This window comes from Polynucleobacter sp. AP-Latsch-80-C2, assembly GCF_018882185.1.
Taxonomy (GTDB): domain Bacteria; phylum Pseudomonadota; class Gammaproteobacteria; order Burkholderiales; family Burkholderiaceae; genus Polynucleobacter.
Window position 1 is genome coordinate 189,572 of record NZ_JACVOY010000005.1, and the last position, 21,197, is coordinate 210,768.

At 45.9% G+C, this 21,197-nt stretch carries 14 protein-coding genes and 1 tRNA gene; 6 read left to right on the forward strand and 9 right to left on the reverse strand.

Annotation, left to right across the window (positions count from 1 at the left end):
- Positions 1 to 79 precede the first annotated feature (79 nt).
- Positions 80 to 1,033, forward strand: coding sequence for a type I methionyl aminopeptidase (map, locus tag ICN47_RS07650; protein WP_216219368.1), 954 nt, complete (start codon positions 80 to 82; stop codon positions 1,031 to 1,033).
- Positions 1,034 to 1,037: 4 nt separating this feature from the next.
- A complete protein-coding gene (locus tag ICN47_RS07655) occupies positions 1,038 to 3,635 on the forward strand; it encodes a [protein-PII] uridylyltransferase (protein ID WP_216219343.1) in 2,598 nt (865 codons plus the stop codon).
- Between the two features lie 71 nt (positions 3,636 to 3,706).
- On the opposite strand, the gene ICN47_RS07660 is transcribed toward ICN47_RS07655, so the two are convergent.
- The 4 genes from ICN47_RS07660 to smc are packed head-to-tail and all read right to left on the reverse strand — an operon-like array spanning position 3,707 to position 10,796.
- Positions 3,707 to 4,117, reverse strand: a complete 411-nt coding sequence (locus tag ICN47_RS07660; RefSeq protein ID WP_216219344.1) for a DoxX family protein — start codon at positions 4,115 to 4,117, stop codon at positions 3,707 to 3,709.
- A 55-nt stretch (positions 4,118 to 4,172) separates the two neighbouring features.
- Positions 4,173 to 6,188, reverse strand: coding sequence for an NAD-dependent DNA ligase LigA (ligA, locus tag ICN47_RS07665; RefSeq protein ID WP_216219345.1), 2,016 nt, complete (start codon positions 6,186 to 6,188; stop codon positions 4,173 to 4,175).
- 9 nt (positions 6,189 to 6,197) lie between these two features.
- Positions 6,198 to 7,274, reverse strand: coding sequence for a cell division protein ZipA C-terminal FtsZ-binding domain-containing protein (locus tag ICN47_RS07670; RefSeq protein WP_370626286.1), 1,077 nt, complete (start codon positions 7,272 to 7,274; stop codon positions 6,198 to 6,200).
- A complete protein-coding gene (gene smc / locus ICN47_RS07675; RefSeq protein WP_216219346.1) occupies positions 7,275 to 10,796 on the reverse strand; it encodes a chromosome segregation protein SMC in 3,522 nt (1,173 codons plus the stop codon).
- Between the two features lie 175 nt (positions 10,797 to 10,971).
- Between smc and dapD the strand changes: the two genes are divergently transcribed.
- The 3 genes from dapD to prmB are packed head-to-tail and all read left to right on the forward strand — an operon-like array spanning position 10,972 to position 13,903.
- Entirely contained in the window at positions 10,972 to 11,799 is an 828-nt protein-coding gene (dapD, locus tag ICN47_RS07680; protein WP_216219347.1) for a 2,3,4,5-tetrahydropyridine-2,6-dicarboxylate N-succinyltransferase, read from the forward strand.
- A gap of 18 nt (positions 11,800 to 11,817) precedes the next feature.
- Positions 11,818 to 12,969 carry a succinyl-diaminopimelate desuccinylase gene (dapE, locus tag ICN47_RS07685; RefSeq protein ID WP_216219348.1) on the forward strand — a complete coding sequence of 384 codons (1,152 nt, stop codon included), beginning with the start codon at positions 11,818 to 11,820 and terminating at the stop codon, positions 12,967 to 12,969.
- A 37-nt stretch (positions 12,970 to 13,006) separates the two neighbouring features.
- On the forward strand, positions 13,007 to 13,903 hold the full coding sequence (gene prmB, locus ICN47_RS07690) for a 50S ribosomal protein L3 N(5)-glutamine methyltransferase (protein ID WP_216219349.1): 897 nt from the start codon (positions 13,007 to 13,009) through the stop codon (positions 13,901 to 13,903).
- Positions 13,904 to 13,907: 4 nt separating this feature from the next.
- On the opposite strand, the gene radA is transcribed toward prmB, so the two are convergent.
- From radA to ICN47_RS07705, 3 genes are read right to left on the reverse strand one after another with little or no spacing between them, the layout of a single operon-like run.
- Positions 13,908 to 15,272, reverse strand: a complete 1,365-nt coding sequence (gene radA / locus ICN47_RS07695; protein WP_216219350.1) for a DNA repair protein RadA — start codon at positions 15,270 to 15,272, stop codon at positions 13,908 to 13,910.
- 32 nt (positions 15,273 to 15,304) lie between these two features.
- The gene (locus ICN47_RS07700; protein WP_216219351.1) at positions 15,305 to 15,814 is read right to left on the reverse strand and encodes a hypothetical protein; all 510 of its coding nucleotides are present in this window, start codon (positions 15,812 to 15,814) and stop codon (positions 15,305 to 15,307) included.
- Positions 15,811 to 17,757: a potassium transporter Kup gene (locus ICN47_RS07705; protein ID WP_216219352.1), complete on the reverse strand. Its 1,947-nt coding sequence runs from the start codon at positions 17,755 to 17,757 to the stop codon at positions 15,811 to 15,813. Before ICN47_RS07705 ends, ICN47_RS07700 begins: the two co-directional genes overlap by 4 nt.
- A 156-nt stretch (positions 17,758 to 17,913) precedes the next feature.
- Between ICN47_RS07705 and ICN47_RS07710 the strand changes: the two genes are divergently transcribed.
- Positions 17,914 to 17,990 (forward strand) — tRNA-Met (locus ICN47_RS07710).
- Between the two features lie 771 nt (positions 17,991 to 18,761).
- Here ICN47_RS07710 and ICN47_RS07715 read toward each other — a convergent pair.
- Both ICN47_RS07715 and ICN47_RS07720 read right to left on the reverse strand, forming a co-directional pair.
- A complete protein-coding gene (locus ICN47_RS07715; protein ID WP_216219353.1) occupies positions 18,762 to 19,778 on the reverse strand; it encodes a linear amide C-N hydrolase in 1,017 nt (338 codons plus the stop codon).
- 54 nt (positions 19,779 to 19,832) lie between these two features.
- On the reverse strand, positions 19,833 to 20,519 hold the full coding sequence (locus tag ICN47_RS07720) for a MarC family protein (protein ID WP_216219354.1): 687 nt from the start codon (positions 20,517 to 20,519) through the stop codon (positions 19,833 to 19,835).
- Positions 20,520 to 21,197 lie beyond the last annotated feature (678 nt).

Sequence of the window (21,197 nt, forward strand, 5' to 3'; positions counted from 1 at the left end):
CCGCGATTTCAAGTCCAAAATAGACCCGAGACCAAAATTATAGCTTAAATATCAAGGGTCTAGCTAGCTCTACCCCCATCTGGACTGGAGCTCTGGACCCCTAAATCACCGTTATAAGCATCAGAAATGCACTTATTGCCTAAATTTTAAGCAGATTAGGCAAGCTAAAACTCCCCAAGTCGTTGATAATCAAGGCATGAATAGTGTATTTACTGCCGAAAAAGACATCCTTGGGATGCGAGAAGCTGGTCGCCTAGCCAGTGAAGTTTTAGACCATGTCACTCCATTTGTTAAAGCTGGAGTGAGCACTAGCGAGCTAGATCGCATCTGCCATGAATACATGCGCGATGTCCAAAAGACCATCCCTGCCCCATTGAACTATCAACCTCCAGGCTATCCACCCTTTCCTGCTTCAATCTGCACCTCAGTCAATGATGTGATCTGTCATGGCATTCCTGGTCAAAAGATTTTAAAAACTGGTGATGTGGTGAATTTAGATATCACCGTCATCACACCAGATGGCTATTACGGAGATACCAGCCGGATGTTTATGGTGGGTGATGTATCTGTGTTGGCTAAACGTCTTACTCAAATTACTTTTGAATGCTTGTGGCTTGGCATTGCCCAAGTAAAGCCAGGTGCCTCACTTGGTGATATTGGTCATGTCATCCAAACCCATGCTGAAAATGCTGGCTACTCCATTGTTCGTGAATATTGCGGACATGGCATCGGCAAGGTGTTTCATCAAGACCCCCAAATTCTGCATTACGGTCGCCCTGGCACCGGAGAAAAATTAGTAGCAGGTATGACATTCACGATTGAACCGATGATCAATGCTGGGCGCCGTGAAATTCGCACAATGCCAGATCAGTGGACTGTTAAAACAAAAGACCGCAGCCTATCTGCGCAATGGGAACACACCCTACTAGTTACAGCTACTGGTGTTGAAGTACTCACTTGGTCTGAGGGCAGTAATCCTCCGCCCGAGTGCGTTAAAGGCCTCTCCTTCAGACCAACACTAGCAAGCGCTTAAATTCATGAGCAAGTCTCAGGCAGAAAATAAAATCACTGATGCCGCGGGACTGCGTGCAGCCCGAGAGATTGCCTACGCTGAGTTTCGAAAAACCCAAGGCGTTGGCAAACTCACCAAGCAACTGAGCAAATTAAGCGATGAGCTACTCAGTAATTTATGTAATCACTACGGATTAAATAGTGAAGCAACCTTAGTGGCTGTCGGTGGATTTGGCAGAGGCGCTTTATTTCCATACTCTGATATCGATATCCTGATATTGCTACCTGCAGATGACAAACTCATTGAGTCCTTATCCAAAAAAGTTGAACAATTTGTTGCTAGTTGTTGGGATACTGGCTTAGAAATTGGCTCTTCAGTAAGAACAGTGGCTGAATGTATTTCTGAAGCCGATCAAGACATTACTGTTCGCACCTCCCTTTTGGAGTCGCGCCTCATTTGCGGCAAGAAACAACTCTTTAAAGATTTTGCAAAAGCGTTTGAATCCTCACTGGATCCAAGAAGCTTTTTTCAAGCAAAGCAAGCTGAGCAAATCCAGCGTCATTACAAATATCAAGACACTCCCTACTCACTTGAGCCAAACTGCAAAGAAAGTCCAGGTGGCCTACGCGATTTACAGGTTATTTCTTGGGTAAGTAAGGCCGCTCTACTTGGCAAAACATTCAAAGATTTAAACCAAGCTGGCTTAGTAACCCAGCGTGAGTTAACTGAACTCAATCGGAACCAGCGTTTTTTAGAAACACTGCGCGCTAATTTACATTTACTAGCTGGACGCAGACAGGATGTTCTTGCATTCGATCTACAGGCAGCACTAGCAGCGTCGATGGGCGTTAAGGAAGAAAATTCCCGCGAAGCCAGCGAAGCCATCATGCGTCGCTATTACTGGGCTGCTAAAGCAGTGACCCAGCTAAACGATGTTCTACTTCAAAATATTGAAGCCCTGCTCTTTCCACAAGAATCTAAGACAACTCACCCTATTCCTGGGGAAGGTAATGAATGCTTTATCGAAAGACAGGGCGTTTTAGATATCACGGATCCTCAACTCTATCAAAAGCATCCTGAAAAAATTCTGCGAACCTTTTTAGTATTCGCTCAAACTTCAAACGTTAAAAGCCTCTCTGCAACTATTTTTAGAGCGCTATATAACGCTCGTCAAAAAATGGATAGCAAGTGGCGCGCCAACCCCATCAATCGCTCACTCTTTATCGAGATACTGAAACAACCCGAAGGCGTCAGCCGCGCATTTCAGCTCATGAACCGCAGCAGCGTTCTAGGTCGCTACCTTCCTGCTTTCAGAAAAATTGTTGGGCAAATGCAGCATGACTTATTCCATGTATACACGGTTGATCAACATATCTTGATGGTCCTGAGAAACGTACGTCGCTTTATGGTGGTTGAACATACACATGAGTTCCCTTTCTGTAGCCGCTTAATCGCCCACTTTGAAAAACCTTGGTTACTTGTGATTGCGGCGCTCTTTCATGACATTGCCAAAGGCCGTGGCGGCGATCATTCGCAACTGGGCAGAGCAGACATGCGCAAGTTTGCTAAAGAGCATGGTCTCGATAAGAAAGACACCGAATTATTAGTCTGGTTAGTGGCTGAGCATCTCTATATGAGTCAGGTAGCACAAAAACAAGATATCACCGACCCTGATGTTGTCAGAGCATTTGCCAAAAAAGTGGGTGATGAACGTCACTTAACTGCCCTCTACTTATTAACAGTTGCCGATGTTCGAGGCACCAGCCCTAAAGTGTGGAATGCCTGGAAAGGAAAGCTTTTAGAGGACTTATACCGTGCAACCCTGAGAGTCTTGGGTGGCGCTAAACCAGATGCCTCTTCAGAGTTAGCTCAACATCAAGAAGAATCTCGTACAAAATTACGTCTCTACGGCATCAACGATGAGTCCTATGAGGAGCTCTGGAAACAACTCGATGTAGCCTTCTTCTTAAGGCAGGATTCATCAGACATTGCCTGGCTTACACGCCACCTCTATAACAAGGTTGATAGCGATCAACCCATCGTTAGAGCAAGACTATCGCCTATTGGCGAAGGTCTACAAGTTGCCGTATATGTAAAAGACCAAGAAGATCTCTTTGCCCGAATCTGCGCCTACTTCGAAAGACATGGCTTCTCAATTTGGGATGCGCGTATTCACACCACTCGTCATGGCTACGCTTTGGATACCTTCCAAATCTCAGGAAGCAATCTCGTAGATGAAGGTGGAAGCTATCGCGATATTATTCAATTGGTCGAGTTTGAATTAACAGCAGCCTTGACTAACACCGAACCCCTTCCCAATCCAAGCATGGGGCGCTTATCTAGACAGTCGCGTACATTCCCGATTCAGCCCCGTGTTCATATGGTTCCAGATGATCGGGGCAGATATTACACACTGGCCTTATCTGCCAGTGACCGCACAGGTTTGCTTTACACCATCTCCAGAGTGCTAGCAAAGCATCAAGTTTCTATTCACACAGCCAGAATCAATACTTTAGGCGAAAGAGTGGAAGACGTCCTTTTATTGGATGCTATGAACTTGAGCAAGAATCCAAAGTTACAGATTCAGCTGGAGACCGAACTGCTTGAGGTTTTGGGGGCTTGAGACTTTTAAAATCACCCAAATAAAAAACCACCCAAGGGTGGTTTTTTAATACAGCTAAAGTTGGGTTCTGATTACGATTTGCTATTACGAGCATCCAAGCTGAATGCGCCGGAGCCAGATGAAGCCAATACTAACAAGCCGCCCAATATAGCAATATTCTTCACGAATAGCAGTTGTGCAATAAATACGGCATCTTGAGGAGCTGCCCAGAATGGGTGACCAACTATGCTTGCACCCAAGGTAAAGATTGCCAAACCAACAGCAACAAAACGGGTTTTATAGCCGAGAATTAAAGCAACACTACCAAAAATTTCAATTGCGATTACAACCCAAACCAACAGCGTGAATGCTGGAAGGCCTAGTGACCGAAAATATCCCGTAGTACCCTCGATTTCCATTAACTTTTGGATGCCTGCTGGCAAAAATAAAGCGGCTATCGCAATTCGGCCAATTAAATTTAGTGTGCTTTGATACTTGGTCATTTTTTTCCTTATAAGGTTGTGGAGATATTTATATTTTGTATATCGTTTCTACATCTTACTTCAACAAATCAAGCATGGCCGCTTCATCAATGACCGGCACACCTATCTCTTCAGCTTTAGTAAGCTTGCTACCAGCATCGCTACCGGCAACAACATAGTCTGTTTTCTTGGAGACAGAACCCGCTACTTTTGCCCCTGCTTTTTCCAGGAGATCTTTAGCCTCATAGCGCGTCATCGTCGGGAAAGTTCCCGTGAGAACAAAGGTCTTTCCGGCCACGGCTGCGCTAATGACTTTTTCCTCAACGGCAAGCTGCATACCGGAAGCAAGGAGCTGCTCAATCACTTCACGGTTGTGGGCTTCTTCCATAAAACTAACGATCGAATCCGCTACTACTGGGCCCACGTCTTTAACCGTCAGTAGATCTTCAGGGCCAGCATCCATCAAGGCATGCATTGATTGGTAATGATTAGCCAAATCTTTAGCCGTGGTTTCGCCTACATGCCGAATACCCAAGGCAAAGATAAATCTGGCTAACGTGGTATTTCTAGATTGATTAATGGCCTGAATGAGGTTATCTGCCGACTTATCACCCATGCGCTCAAGGTTTGCAAGCGCAGAAAATCCCAGGCGGTAGAGATCAGCAGGAGTTCTCACCAGATTGTGATCCACCAATTGATCAACAATCTTCTCTCCTAGACCTTCAATATCCAAGGCCCTTCTGTGGGCAAAATGAATGAGCGCCTGTTTACGCTGCGCCCCACAAAATAATCCACCGCTACAGCGAGCTACAGCCTCATCCGCTAAACGCTCGATATGCGAGTCGCAAACTGGGCAACGTATTGGCATGACAAATTGTTTTGCATCAACAGGACGACGATCTTGAATAACAGACACCACTTCAGGTATCACATCACCCGCTCTGCGTACTGATACGGTGTCGCCAATGCGTACATCTTTACGCTTCACTTCATCTTCGTTGTGCAGAGTTGCATTGGTGACGGTCACGCCACCGACTTCAACGGGCGCTAACCTAGCTACCGGAGTAATGGCGCCGGTACGACCCACTTGGACATCAATCCCTAAAACGGACGTCAATGCTTCTTGCGCTGGGTATTTGTGTGCCAATGCGAATCTAGGAGCTCTGGATACAAAACCTAGCTTAGCCTGCTCAGCAAACGAATTGACTTTGTAGACAACGCCATCAATGTCATAGGGCAATGAATCCCTTTTCGCGCCAATTTCGTTATAAAAAGCCAGTATCTCTTCTACTGAGTGCAAGACCCGACGCTCTGCGCAGACAGGGAGACCTAAGTTTGCATAAGTATTAAGCAACTCTTCGTGAGTTTTTGGCAGCCATGACTGCGGCTCAAGCGCGCCTAAGCCATAAGCAAAAAATGAAAGTGGTCTTTTTGCGGTAACTTTTGAATCTAATTGACGCAAACTTCCTGCTGCTGCATTTCTGGGATTAGCAAATTCTTTTTCTCCCAAGGCTGCTGCTTGTTGATTCATTTTCTCGAAATCTTTGAGGTACATAAATACCTCACCACGAACTTCCAAGACTTGGGGAATATTTTTTCCGATAAGTTTTAAAGGAATGGCGCGCACGGTCTTGATGTTGGCAGTGACATCCTCGCCTGTGGCTCCATCACCTCGGGTTGCTGCTGTTACCAAAGCACCATTCTCATAGCGCAAAGAAATGGCTAAGCCATCGAACTTTAGCTCCCCCGCATAGTCAACCTGATTGGTATGCAGCGCTTCACGGCAACGGCGATCAAAGGCTACGAGCTCGGCATCCTCAAATGCATTATTTAAGGAAAGCATGGGAACCGCATGCTGGACAGAGTCAAATTCTTTTAAAGCAGCACCGCCAACCCGTTGCGATAGCGAATCAGTAGTAATCCAGTCTGGATGAGCAGTCTCGATCTCTATCAATTCTCGATAGAGGCGGTCGTACTCTATATCAGGCAATAAAGGAGCATCTAATACGTAATAGGCATGTTCAAGACGAGCAAGTTCTGCTTGCAAGAATGCGTAACGTTCCGCTAAATTTGACGGACTATTAGACGACAAGGGAATTTCCTAGCTAAAGAGTCTACTGGCAGTAGAAGAGCCAGAGCTGATGCCACTCTTCTCCAGATTGGCATAGAGCGCATCGAGATGTTGTCGAATGCTAATCACGGCAGCTTCAGACAAATTAATACCGCTGTCATCTACCAAGCGACCATGGACTGCCTGAGCAATTTCTACGCCTTCACCAAGCATTCTTTCAAAGGCACGCTCATCTTGAGCAACCAAAGGCACCTCAAGTAACAAAGTTAATTGAGTAACCGATCTATTGGGATCAAGTTCTGCGCTATTAAAAATGAGTGATCCATTACTGTAGTACTCATATTGCCTACCATTGCGTGCTAACTTAAATCCTCGTTGACGCATTAGCGCATCAAAATTTCCCCATGGGCAAGGTTCATCTAACAACACATTGATACTCAACTGAATATCACTCTCTGCTGCCATGGCATCTAACTCTTTGGCGCTTTCCAACATAGTGCTGACGCTAGGCATGTCAATTTGCGAACCAAGCGTCTCAGCCAATGCTTGGGCTCGGGAGCAAAAATCAGACAGCTCCAATACGCCAATTGCGCCTCGACGGCTAGCCAACTGAATAGCCAACTGCAATTCTGAATAATCGGCTTCCGGAACCAAGACTTCCCAAGATTCAGCAGCATCTACATCTGCATTGAGACCTTCGCACATCCAGCGCGCACTCGCTTGAGCACCTAAATCAGTCCACGTATCGATCTCTTCTAATATTTCGGCGCCACTAATTGCTTGATCAAACCTCAAGGTGATTACACAATCGATACGAGGATCAATGGAAAATTTTTCTGGAGTGGCATTAGCTTGTGAAAGTACTTCGCCAAAGTTTGGCTCAGAACGCTGAGCAGATTCTGACTCTGCAAAACCCTGTCCAAAACTAGGTTCTCGAGAAAATCGATCTTCACCTGAAAAGTCGCGCTGCTCACGTGCTTTTTTACGAGTGTAGGCATGTTTAATATTGAGGATGGCGACTGATATCAATATCAGCACGCCAATAACAGCCAAAGCAAACTGCAAATCAGACAAACCCAACGTCGTCATGATTTGTTCTACATCCACTTAAGCAGCCTCCACCATCGACACTGCTGAGGAGATATCTACCGCAACAATGCGAGATACACCCTGCTCTTGCATGGTGACACCAATTAACTGATGGGCGATTTCCATAGTGATCTTGTTATGTGAAATAAAGACAAACTGGGTCTTATCTGACATTTTGGCAACCATCTTGGCATAGCGCAAGGTATTTGCATCATCCAATGGTGCATCCACCTCATCGAGTAAACAGAAAGGCGCAGGATTCAAGAGGAAGAGTGAGAACACTAAAGCAATAGCAGTCAGGGCTTTTTCACCGCCAGATAACAAGTAAATACTGCTGTTTTTCTTGCCAGGAGGCTGAGCCATTACCTGTACACCTGCATCCAAGATTTCTTCTCCAGTCATCACCAGCTCAGCATGACCACCACCAAAGAGTTCTGGGAAGAGTTTGCCAAAGTGGGTATTTACTTGATCGAATGTACCTTGTAATAGATCACGGGTCTCTGCATCAATTTTGGCAATCGCATCTGTTAGGGTTTGCATTGCTTCATTCAAGTCAGCAGATTGGGCATCCAAGAATTGTTTACGCTCACGAGAGCTTGATAACTCATCGAGGGCAGCCATGTTTACAGGGCCAAGTGATTGAATCTCGGTATTTAGGCGATTCACCTCAGTTTGTAAAGCGCCGACCTTCAGATCAGGACTGAAATTAGCTTCCAAAGCTGTTAAGTCAGCTTCGGCATCTGATAACAAGGTCGCAAATTGTTCAAAATTAAGACGAGCGGCTTGTTCGCGCAACTGCAAGTCCACCACCTTGTCACGCATTGGTTGCAAACTACGCTCTACTTGCATGCGTGCTTCATCAGCCTCACGCAATTGATGCAATAAGGCATCTTGCTCAGTACGAGCATTAGCTAGCGCTGCTTCACGCGCACTGCGTGCCAACAGCAACCCCTGCAACTTATCCTGCGCTTCTTCATCGCTCAAGACTTCTAATTCTTGAGTCGCTGCATCATGTTTATCTTGAATTTCCATGATTTGAGTACGCGCGGTACTTTGGTCACGTTGCAAATCAGCAATCCGTTGTTGTAATGAGCGAGTTGCAAATGCAGCTTCTTGCGCAGCCATCTCGGCAGCACGCAATGACTCGCGCAAACGATCGCGCTCTTGAGTAGAAAGCTCTAGCTTTTCTTGGGCAACGCTTAATGCCTCTTGCAATCCCTGCTTGGAACCTTCAGATTCCAATAGCTCAGCAGCAGATTGCTCCTGAGTAATATTTAACTGCTCCATTTGTTGGCGCAGTTCACTCATTTCATTCTCAATTTGTGCGGCACGAGTACTGTACTGCTCTTCAGCTTGAGTCAGTTGCATTCTTTCAACTTCAAAGCCATGCGCTTCTTGAACAGCATGCTCTGCATTGATACGCGCTTGCTCAGCCGCTTGATGAGCAGCCTGGTAATTGGAAACACATTGGTCTAATTCGCCTTTGAGTTCGCTTTGCATGAGCTGTTGGGCGCGCAATTGCTTTTCAAGACTTTCCATCTCTTGCGCACGAGCCAACATACCGGCTTGCTCAGAATCGGCAGCATAAAGTTGCACACTAACTCTGCTAACCAGATGGCCTTCTTGAGTTACAAACGCGCCACCTGCTGGTAATTTTTCACGGCGATGCAATGCATCCTCAAGGCTATTGGCAATATAAATATTGTCTAACCACTCTTGCAATACTGAAGTCAGTCGTGGTGCGCCAGCACTTTGCACACGTGTTAACAATGGAACAAAATCAGCAGGTACAGTGGTATGCGCCGGAGTAATGTCTTCAGTTAACAAAATCGCTAAACGGCTTGGGGGTGCATCGTTCGCTAAGACCAAAGTCTCTTGCACGCTCTTTGCAGTAACCGCTGCCAAACGCTCGCGCAATACAGATTCCAAAGCAGCCTCCCAGCCACTTTCAACTTTGATTTCTTGCCAAAGACGCTTACTCTCTTTGAGGCCCTTGCTCTCAAGCCAAGGCCCAATTTTTCCCTGTGCCTGAACGCTAGCCTGCAAGGCCGTAAGGGCAGTTAACTTCGCCTCCGTTTGAGCCAGATCTTGATTGGCGCTTTGAATATTTTGTTGGGCAGTATTTCTGGCTTCGTCGGCTGCAGGCACACGTTGTTGTGTCTCTTGTGCCCGCTGTCTAGATTCTTCAACTTTACGCTGCGCCATTGCATGACGATCTATCGCCATTTGCAATGCTTCTGCATCCGGCCTACGCATTCCATCTAACTCACTCGTTAAACGCGCTTCGCGCCCTTTTAACTCATCAGACTGTGAACTCATTGCACGCATCCGCTCGCCCAAACTGGCTAAGCGCTGCTCAATACTAGCCAAACTATCACGCGCCGCATTCAATGCGCTGGCGGATTGTTGATACTCATCGTCACGACCTGGCATTTGATCCATCAAGCTACCTAGATCCGCCAATAGCGTTTGCTCTTTTTCTGAAGCCAAACTTAATTCGTGTTCGGCTGTACGCTGCGCTTGTGCTGCATCTGCTTCTTGCACCGTCCAGCGTTGCAGCTGGGCTTGTAAATCTTGTACTTGCTGCTGTAAACGTTGACGCGCTTCTTGCACATAATGAATCTGCGACTCAACCTGACTGACATCAGAATTGGTTTGGTACAGATCGCCTTGTGCTTGAGAGACCTTGTCTTGCAATGCGTACTGCTGGGTACGCATTGTTTCTAGCTCAGCTTCAGCATGACGCAACTTAGCGGTCTGCTCTTCAAGCCCTACTTGCGTATCGCGAATACCGTTGGCATGACGCTCTTGTTCTTTGCCAGCTTCGGTTTGGCGAACAAACCACAACAATTGTTGCTGTGACTTCATCTGAGCAGATAACTCAGCATGACGCTCAGCTACTGTTGCTTGTTTTTCTAAACGGGTGAGCTGTTGATCCAACTCGCGCAAAATATCTTCAACACGCGTTAAATTCTCTACAGTGTCTTCTAAGCGTGATGCAGTTTCTTTGCGACGCTCCTTATATTTAGAAACACCAGCTGCTTCTTCCAAGAAAACACGCAACTCTTCTGGCTTCGCTTCCAAAATACGATTGATAGTGCCTTGACCAATAATGGCGTAGCCTCTTGGCCCCATACCAGTACCCAAGAAAATATCTTGAATATCTTTACGACGCACTACTTGGTTATTGACGTAATAACTAGAATTACCGTCACGCGTTAAAACGCGTTTAATCCCTAGCTCGGTAAATGCACTCCACTGACCTTGAGCACGCCCTTCTGAATTATCAAAAATAAGTTCCACGCTGGCACGGCCAGACGGTTTACGCAATCCAGAGCCGTTAAAAATAACGTCCTGCATAGATTCACCGCGCAGCTCACTAGCGCGAGATTCGCCTAAAACCCAACGTACGGCGTCAATGATGTTTGACTTTCCGCAACCATTGGGGCCAACGACGCCAATTAATTGGCCAGGCAATTCAAAATGGGTTGGGTCAACGAAAGACTTAAAGCCGGAAAGTTTGATGGATTTCAGTTGCACGGCGTACTTTGCAGGGAAAAAAGAGGTTCAAATAAAGGGGATAAAAACTAAAGCTAAAGTGGGAAGATGATAGCAAGCTTGGAGCTCCTTACACGCGTTTTTTCCCCATCGATATAATGATAAATCTACATTCCGGGCCAAAATCCCTTAACAATCTGATAGTTAACTAAAAAGCATGAGCCAATCACCACAAAGCATCATCGAACAAGCCTGGGAAAACCGCGCTAACCTCTCCCCTGAAAGCGCCCCAGCAGACATCCGCAGTGCTGTTAACGCTGTCTTAGAGGGTCTAAATGACGGCAGTATTCGCGTTGCTGAGCGCCGTAGCGTAGGGCAGTGGGAAGTAAATCAATGGGTTAAGAAGGCTGTTTTGCTCTCTTTCCGCCTAGAAGACAACAAACCCATGGCAGCCGGTGGTTACACCCAGTTCTATGACAAGGTCCCTAGCAAATTTGAGAACTACACTGCGGCAGACTTTGCGGCAGGCGGTTTTAGGGTTGTACCCCCTGCAATGGCCCGCCGCGGCTCATTTATCGGTAAAAATGCTGTTTTAATGCCTTCCTACGTCAATATTGGCGCTTATGTGGGTGAAGGCAGTATGGTAGACACCTGGGCTACCGTTGGTTCATGCGCGCAAATTGGTAAAAACGTTCATCTTTCTGGTGGCGTTGGTATTGGTGGGGTTTTGGAGCCAATTCAAGCTGGTCCAGTCATCATTGAGGACAACTGCTTCATTGGCGCGCGTTCAGAGGTTGTTGAAGGCGTCATTATCGAAGAAAACGCTGTTCTTTCCATGGGTGTCTATATTGGTCAAAGCACCAAGATTTATGACCGTGAAACTGGCGAAGTGCACTATGGTCGCGTTCCTGCTGGATCGGTTGTGGTTCCAGGATCCCTACCCTCAGCTTGCGGTAAGTACAGTCTGTATGCTGCTGTGATCGTGAAGAAAGTAGATGCCCAGACCAGAGCAAAAACAGCCATTAACGAATTACTTCGCGACTAATTGGAATAAAAAGATCTTATGAGCGCCGCACTCGAGCTTACTAAAGCGCTGATCGCTTGTCGATCAGTCACTCCCGCTGATGGTGGCTGCCAAGATCTCATCGCCAAAAGACTGCAAGCTATTGGCTTTCAAACAGAAAGCATCGTTAGTGGTCCTGAAAACTTTCAGGTCACCAATTTATGGGCTATTAAAAAAGGTACTGCGGGCGATCAAGGCAAAGTATTCGTATTTGCCGGTCATACCGATGTGGTGCCAACTGGCCCTCTGGAGAAATGGGAGAGCGATCCGTTTACTCCAACCATTCGAGATGGCATGCTCTATGGGCGCGGCGCTGCAGATATGAAAACCTCTTTAGCTGGCTTTGTAGTTGCAACAGAAGAATTTATCATCACCCATCCTAATCATGAGGGCTCTATCGCCTTTTTGATCACGAGCGATGAAGAAGGTCCCGCTCACGATGGCACCGTCATCATGTGTGAGCGCCTCCAGAAACAAGGTCAGCGTCTAGACTATTGCGTCATTGGCGAACCCACATCAGTAGATCGCCTTGGCGACATGATTAAAAACGGTCGTCGCGGCTCCCTCTCAGGAAAACTGATTGTGAATGGTATTCAAGCGCATATTGCTTACCCTCATCTAGGTAAGAATCCAATTCACTTGGCAGCCCCCGCTATTGCCACTCTGTCAGAAACAGAGTGGGATAAAGGGAATGAATATTTTCAACCAACCAGTTTTCAGATTTCGAATATTCATTCTGGCACTGGTGCAAACAACATCATCCCTGGTGAATTGTCTATAGACTTTAATTTCCGCTTCTCTACCGAAAGCAAGCCCGAGCAACTACAGGAGCGTGTTGAGAAAATCCTCAAAGAGGCTGGCCTAGATTTTCAGATTGACTGGCATCTGGGTGCAAGCCCCTTCCTGACCGGCAACGGCGCTCTGGCTAATGCCTTGAGCACAGCTATCAAAGCAGAAACTCAGATCACCACCGAACTATCGACTACTGGCGGCACCAGTGATGGTCGCTTCATTTCCAAAGTCTGCAAAGAAGTGGTGGAGTTCGGCCCCCTCAATGCCACCAGCCATAAGATTAACGAGTGTGTCATTGTCGATAACGTAGAGCCTCTTAAAAATATCTATCGCAGAACCCTTGAGCAACTGGTTGCTTAATTTCTACTAGCGCTTTATCACCCAACATTTATCCAATATGGATCCTGAGCCTTCACAAAATCTTTCTCTAAAAGAGTGCATTGAGAAAATTGCACAAAAATTAGATTCTGCTAACTTGCACTACGGCCATGGTGCTTTAGATGCGCAAAGTGAAGCCTTGTGGATTGCTAGCAAACAACTAGATCTAAGTCCTGTAGAGGCACTCGATCAGCCAGGTCACATTCTGACGTCAGAGCAGTTACAAAAGGCATTACTCATCGCCGATGAAAGAATTCTGACGCGCAAACCTTTGGCTTACATCTTGGGTGAAGCCTGGTTAATGGGTATACCGTTCTACTGTAGCGAGCAAAGCATCGTACCCCGCTCTTGGATTGCTGAACTCATCGTTGAAGGAATGTTAGAGCCATGGTTGCCTGCTGACGGTAAGGTGCTTGACCTTTGCACTGGCAATGGTTCGCTTGCCATCCTTCTGGCGCTATCCTGTCCTGATATTCACGTCAGTGCTTGCGACATCAGCATGCCTGCGCTTTCTCTAGCAGCTCGAAATGTGGATCGCCACAATCTTGACTCTCAAATTGAATTGCTGAATGGCGATCTATGGGATGCACTACCCGAGCCTAATGATGACAATCTTTTTGATCTCATTATTTGCAACCCACCTTATGTCAATGCTCACTCGATGGATGCCTTACCGGCGGAGTATCACGCTGAACCTGCACTTGCCTTAGCAGGGGGTGACGATGGCATGGATTTAATCAGGCGCATCATTGCCGCTGCTCCCGATTACCTCTCAGAGCGCGGCGCAATCTTGATTGAGATTGGCAATGAATATGAACACTTTAAAAAGGCATTTCCACAGGTACCCGCAATCTGGATGGAAGTTTCTGCAGGTGAAGAACAGGTATTGCTGATTCAAGCAGAAGACCTGCGCTAAGACCCTAATTCAATTCCGCAGCTGCAGCAATCGCCTGATCAATGCGCTCCACTGGGATCACTCTTAATCCCGGTATTTTGGTCTTCGGCATATTTGCCTTAGGAATGATGGCCACTGTGAAGCCCAATTTAGCGGCCTCTTTTAAACGCTCCTGCCCACGCGGACAGGGACGAATTTCTCCAGCTAAACCCACCTCACCAAAAACAATTAACTCTTTTGGTAAAGCGCGATTGCGAATCGAAGATTGAATTGCCAGAAGAACCGCTAAGTCAGCTGCTGGCTCAGAAATTTTGACACCACCAACTGCATTTAGAAAAACATCTTGATCAAAGCAAGCCACACCAGCATGGCGGTGCAATACGGCCAAGAGCATCGCTAAGCGCGCCTGCTCTAGCCCAACTGCAAGGCGGCGCGGATTAGGAACGTGCGCTGTATCTACCAGAGCCTGAATCTCTACCAACAGTGGGCGACTACCCTCTTGAGTCACCAAGACACAAGCACCAGGAACCATTTGCTCATGCTGCGATAAAAAGATTGCTGAAGGATTAGTAACGCCGCGCAATCCCTTTTCAGTCATAGCAAACACGCCCAACTCATTTACAGCGCCAAAACGATTCTTGATCGAGCGCACCAAACGGAATGAGGAGTGAGTGTCGCCTTCAAAATACAGTACGGTATCGACAATATGCTCTAAGACTCGCGGGCCAGCTAAATGACCATCTTTGGTTACGTGACCCACCATCAACACACAGATGCCACTTGACTTAGCAGCCCTTGTTAATTGCGCTGCGCATTCCCTAACCTGAGCAACTGATCCAGGAGCCGAGCTGAGTAAGTCTGAATACAAGGTCTGAATCGAATCCACCACCAATACCTGAGGTTTTACGGTATCCATAATGGAAAGTAATTTCTCGAGCTGAATCTCTGCGAGAACTTCTAACTGAGGTGCATCCAAAGCAATTCTTTTAGCGCGCAAGGCAATCTGCGCAGCAGATTCTTCGCCACTACTATAGAGGACATTCATACCAGCAGAACTCATTTCTGCCAGTGCTTGCAAAAGCAATGTGGATTTACCGATACCTGGATCGCCACCCAAAAGCACTACACCTCCAGGAACTAAACCACCACCAAGTACACGATCAAACTCTTCTACTCCCGTGCTAAATCTGGGCAAGTCTTCGGCACTGATTGCCGAAAGTTTTTGTCTAGGCAGTGACTGCGCTAACCCCTGAAACCGCGTATTTGAACTGACCTCAGGAAGACCCTCCTCCAAAGTGTTCCATGCCTGACAGGAAGGGCACTGTCCTTGCCACTTAGCAGATGTGCCACCGCATGACTGACAGATATAGACCGTTTTAACTTTTGCCAAGTGCTTACCTAATGAAATTTAGAACGACTAAATTAGTCGAGTTGAGTGCCAGCTTTATTTTCTTGGGCGCGCTTAGGGGCATCTTTACGACGCTGCTCTAAATCAGCCGCTCTAGCAGCAGCATCTTTTTGCTTCTCTTCGTACTCACGTTGATTGGCAGCACGTTCGGCAGCCTTCTCAGGAGCAGCACGATCAGCGGCTCGCTTAATATCATCTTGATTTTTAATGTTCTCGCGCAACTTGCGCTGAGCCTCATGAACAGCTACTTCCTGCGCCCTAATAGGGTCTAACTCCTTACGGTACTCTGCCCTAGCATCACCTAAACAGTAGTTCACCCAAAAGTTGAGATAGCAAGCGGACGATTCATTACTCCAGCGATACTTGGCCCACTCACGTTGCAACTCAAGCTCTTGTTCAATCTTGTTGAGCTGCTCCAACTCTGCCTCTTCAGCAGGAGTAGCTAGAACAACACCGCTCATAGAGCAAACAACCAATAAAGCCCCAAGCAATATTTTTGAGCGCGCCGGTAGATCTCTTCTCAAATTTCCACCTTGGCGCCAAGTTCAACTAAGCGATTGGCAGGGATCTTAAAGAAGTCAGATTGACGACCAGCATTTTGATACATCCAGCAGAACAGGCGCTCACGCCAAACAGCCATTCCAGGAATCTCTGGAGAGGCAATAATCGTATCGCGTGATAAGAAGAAGGACGTATTCATCAAATCAAATTTAAGTCCAGAGGATGTCTCGATCAACTCAATGATGTGGCCCATGTCAGGGGTTTCATTAAATCCATAGACTGCACGAACCACATAAATTCCATTACCCAAATCACGCAAGGTAATACGCTCCTCATCTTTGACATAGGGCACATCCCAAATGCTAACCTTTAAGAAAAAGACTCGTTCATGCATAACGTGGTTATGCTTGAGATTGTGCAAGAAAGAAACCGGTAAATAATCTACGTGGGCTGTAAGAAAAACTGCCGTACCCTCCACCCGATGAGGAGGATGTTGCATTAAGCCATCAATAAAGCTTTTTAGTTCAATGCCATTATTAACAGCATTATGGCGCAGGATTTTACGGCCTTGATACCAAGTCATTAAGAACAAGAAACAAACGGCACCCAACAGAAGTGGGAACCAACCGCCTTCTAATATTTTTAGAAGGTTTGCTGTTAAAAACGCTAAATCGACGATCAAGAAAGCACCAATCACCAAAGCGACAAGGAATGTATTCCAACGCCAAACAATACGCATCACAATGGCCGCTAAAAATGTTGTCACAATCATGGTGGTGGTAACAGCAATACCGTATGCGGCTGCTAAGTTTTCAGATTTTTTAAATGCTAAGACAACAATAATCACCAAAACCAACAGCGACCAATTGACAAAAGGCATATAGATTTGACCGATTTCGCGATCAGAGGTATGACGTACTTTCATGCGCGGTACAAATCCCAACAAGATCGCCTGACTGGTCATCGAGAAGGCGCCTGAGATCACCGCCTGAGATGCGATCACTGTTGCCAAGGTTGCCAAAATGACTAATGGAAATACAAAAGCCTCAGGCACCATCAAGAAAAATGGGTTAGAGATAGTCTCAGGATTGTTTAGAAACATTGCTCCTTGACCAAAATAGTTCAATAGCAAACATGGCATCACAATATAAAACCAGCCCATGCGTATTGGCTTCACTCCAAAGTGGCCCATATCCGCATATAAGGCTTCGGCTCCAGTTAACACTAAGAACACTGCCCCAAGAACAATAAAGCCCTGCAAGGAATGCTCAATCAGAAATCCGACAGCGTGGAGGGGATTAATTGCAGCGAAAATAGCGGGGTTCTGAATAACTTGATGAACACCCATCAATCCAATCGTAATAAACCAGATCATCATGATTGGACCAAATAGCTTACCAACAACATCGGTACCGGTCTTTTGAATAAAAAAGAGTGCGGCCAAAATAAAGATGGTGATTGGCAAAACAAAACGGGTGAGATCGCTCGATATCACCTCTAGACCTTCAACGGCGGATAAGACAGAAATTGCTGGAGTAATAATGGCATCGCCATAGAACATGCAGGCACCAAATACACCAGCCATGATGATCATACTGGCACGCTTAGATCCTGAAGGTGCAGTTCTCAGTGCCAAAGCCATGAGGGCCAAAATTCCGCCCTCCCCATGATTGTTTGCACGCATCACAAACATCACATATTTAAGAGACACAACAATTGCAAATGCCCAGAACACCATGGAGATCACCCCATAAACAGCATCCGGGGAAAAAGGAATGCCATGCTCAGTACTAAAACATTCCTTAAGAGCATACAAAGGGCTCGTGCCGATGTCACCGAAAACAATACCAATGGCAGCAAACATCAGAGATATAGAGGCGCCTTTTTTATGCGGATTATTCTCTCGCGAGACTTCCACAGGCCTCAATAAGGATGATTCTGAAAACTCAGGATTGCTAACTGACATTAATAAGCCCTTGGGTGTTGTTGCGTGGCAATATGTTACTCCTTAAAAGAGGCTCTTTATAGCTCTCAAAACCCTTAAAAATGCCCTTATTTATGCTTCTTTTAGAGGGTTCCCTCGACAAGAGGGTCCAAAAAATGGTAGAATCACAGCTTCAGACGCGGGGTGGAGCAGTCTGGCAGCTCGTCGGGCTCATAACCCGAAGGTCGTAGGTTCAAATCCTGCCCCCGCAACCAGTATGTATAAGGCTTTCAGGTCAATCGGCTTGAAAGCCTTTTTACTTTTCTGGGCTTAAGTAAGCCGAAAGTAAGAGATTAACCAGCCGTCCCAACCTCTCCTGTCACATCAACCCCAAGGTAAAGACTACTAAATTCGGACCCTCAGGACTTAGCTTAACCCTTAAGGCCCCGTTCGAGGTTGTAATAACTTGGCGTAAGACTGGTTTTTCTTTGCTGTGGGGCATTTGATTTACTGAACCACCGGGCGCTATAAGCACGATAGTTAATAAGGAAAAGATATTAAGTATGCGGACAGGAGGTTCTCATATTTGGCGCGGCTATCAGGATTTGAACTTACGACCCCTTGGTTCGTAGCCAATGTACTTGAGTGACACTTTATCTATATTAATCAATGACTAACAAGTAGTAATTTGCATAATAGAATTGGCGCTCAGGGGCTCGTAACCCCTTGTTTCTATTGGTTTGCTACTTGTTCTATTATGCAGATTTAGAGCACTTTTTATGCAAGCCTTCCCTCTGCTTTAGTGCATTTAAATTGGCAATAAGAATTAGCCCTTTCCTTCAGACTCACACTCGGCGTTAGACACGCAAGGAATACATCAGGCGGCTTTTAAATTCAAAGCAGACAATCACACTGCCTAAGCCCAATCGGCAGAGTCCGACCCAAAGCAGACTCTTAGGACAGAAGAGAAAGACGCTTTTACAAATTTCACGCCAAGATTTAGCTTGATGGAAGTGCGTGTACCATACTTCCATCAAGGCACCAAGTTATTGTGTTACAGAATCTGCTAGGAAGGTAAATGGCTCTGCAGCAACAAATTGACTAGCGGCATTACCTGCATAGTACTTGCCGCCCGCCACTGCTAATTTTTTAACTGGGGCACCATTTGAAAAATCAACATCCTTAAAATCAACCCAAAAAGTATTTGGCGTAGTAGCAGAATCAAAGTAATAAATCATGTTGCTTTGATCTGAGATTGTTCGCCAGATACTAGAAGAAATATTAGGCTTATCGGGAGTAGTAATCCCCAAGGGAACTCCTATTGATCTCAATACTCCCATTAAAGAAGCTACAGCCTGATACTGAAACTTCTCCTCAGGCACTGAAGTAATATAATTTTTATCAACCGCCGTAGGAATGGCTCCAATAAAATAGGATGTCCTCACAAAACGGTCTGCTGCGCTAATGGTTCCAGGTAAGAAGGTGGCGCCACCAATTTGCTCCCAGTAAGCATTCAAAGCTAGCTGTTGGTCGTAAGTCGGGGAATTGGTCATCACCTGAAATGCTTTACTGTGATGAATTACTAATTTACCATCGATATATTCGCAAATAGCAGAGTCACCACTCGCATCAGATATAGACATATGTTGACTGCATGGGCGCCCATTGGGCAGTATTGGAGCCAAAATTCTAAAAGGCTCAGATTGAAGGGCTGCCACTGCTTCAGCTACGGTTGCATAGTTATCTAATGTGTATTGGATCCAAGTTGAAATACAAAGCGGAGGCTTGCCTTCAGTAGTTCCGTAATCCGACTCCGCTAGGTATAGCATGTTTGCAACTAATCCTTTTTCATTCATGCCATCTGCGCTTCCCATGTTGTATCCAGCAACAATCACGCTACCATATTTAGAAATCCACTCTGGTGTACCTGCGCCACCGGCCCCATTACGAGACATCCCTTTAGGAAAAAGCCAAAGATCACTTTGCATGTCTTGACCCCAATCCATTGAGCGCCCAGTTAAAACAGTATTGTTTTCACCTAGGTAAACGACTCTTGTACACATAGCTATCTCCGAAAAGTTAATTACAAAAAAATTATGGAATAAAAAGATAAAGTATTAATGTGCCGAAATCACTTTATTTAAATCTACTGAAAAACCACTAATCCCACCTAAAAAAATCTGTACTCCAATCGCAAGCAAAATAAAGGCGAAAAGACGCATTAATACATTAGTGCCATTGACCCCAAAGACTCGCTGAATGCCAGAAGACTCACGGTAGATAAAATAAATAGTAAGGGACAGTGCAAAAAGTGCCGCTACCGTACCTACGACAGCAGGTAGTTCATTGATAAGATTAAGGCTTTTACCGTCTTGATACGCAGCTACTAAGGCAATTGCGGTTGCAATAGAGCCGGGGCCAACTGTTAGAGGCATTGTTAGCGGGAAAAAGGCGCTCCCTGCAGATGTGTCATCTGTAATACCCGCCGATCCACTGGCGCCCTTATCGGATCCACTTTTCTGATTCAGAAGATTCCAGCCCATTGCAATAACTACTGCTCCCCCAGCTAGCTTGAGTGCTGGTAGAGATATTCCAAAAAACAATAGCAGTTGAGGGCCAATTAACATTGAAGCTAACAACATGAAAAAACAATTAATACTCACGCTTCTCGCTAATTTATTGCGAACGGTCTCAGAGCACCCTTGAACCATATTGAGAAAAATAGGGCCGTCCCCCAGTGGGTTAATCACTGGGAATAAGGCAGCAAAAACAGCAACAAAACTGGCAAGCGCAGTAGACAACATAAATATCCTTAAAGAAGCAGCGGCTTAATAAATACTGCTTTAACTATAAAACTGGTTCAATTCAACAGCGCCAGTTTGACTGGCAACTGTAATCGGAATTGACTAGACCTGCTTGCTACTGGCCAAATTACTCTCTGTATTAAAAAGTTTAAAAAACAGTTTTTACTATACACATATATTATTCATAAATCGACAGAGATCTTGAATAGGTCTTGAGGGTTCCTTTTCTAGACCTTCAGCGAATGGCTGCTTGTGGCCGAGGCTGTGTAAAAACCCAAAATACTTCCATTGATTTAGATTTAAAGCGTGTACACGGGTTTTGGCCTTAAATCAAACGCTTCTGGTTGAGCCAACAATTCTGTTTTGGTAATTTGTGATTTTTTAGTAACGCCTCGTAGAGGCGTTACTCAGGTCTGCTTATTACAGATTGAGTAAGGCTCTCGCCTTACGTCGCCATCGCCTTCATTAGATTGCTGCTACCCATGATGTTCATCACTCGTTTAAGGTTGTAAGCCAGGATATGTAGACTCATTTGACCCTGTAAATATTTCTGTGTAAGTTCCTGCGGTCAATTAACCTTCATAGAAGGATAGCCACATGGAACACAACACAATGGATCGTAGTAAATTACAAGCCTTAGCCAACGAACTAGCCAAGGACCTCAAGACTCCAGAAGAT

Bases quoted from the DNA above. Each gene is read 5' to 3' on its own strand.
- ICN47_RS07720 (WP_216219354.1), bottom strand. From the start codon at position 20,519: ATGTTGTCTACTGCGCTTGCCAGTTTTGTTGCTGTTTTTGCTGCCTTA.
- dapE (WP_216219348.1), top strand. From the start codon at position 11,818: ATGAGCGCCGCACTCGAGCTTACTAAAGCGCTGATCGCTTGTCGATCA.
- ICN47_RS07660 (WP_216219344.1), bottom strand. From the start codon at position 4,117: ATGACCAAGTATCAAAGCACACTAAATTTAATTGGCCGAATTGCGATA.
- dapD (WP_216219347.1), top strand. From the start codon at position 10,972: ATGAGCCAATCACCACAAAGCATCATCGAACAAGCCTGGGAAAACCGC.
- ICN47_RS07715 (WP_216219353.1), bottom strand. From the start codon at position 19,778: ATGTGTACAAGAGTCGTTTACCTAGGTGAAAACAATACTGTTTTAACT.
- prmB (WP_216219349.1), top strand. From the start codon at position 13,007: ATGGATCCTGAGCCTTCACAAAATCTTTCTCTAAAAGAGTGCATTGAG.
- ICN47_RS07655 (WP_216219343.1), top strand. From the start codon at position 1,038: ATGAGCAAGTCTCAGGCAGAAAATAAAATCACTGATGCCGCGGGACTG.
- ICN47_RS07705 (WP_216219352.1), bottom strand. From the start codon at position 17,757: ATGTCAGTTAGCAATCCTGAGTTTTCAGAATCATCCTTATTGAGGCCT.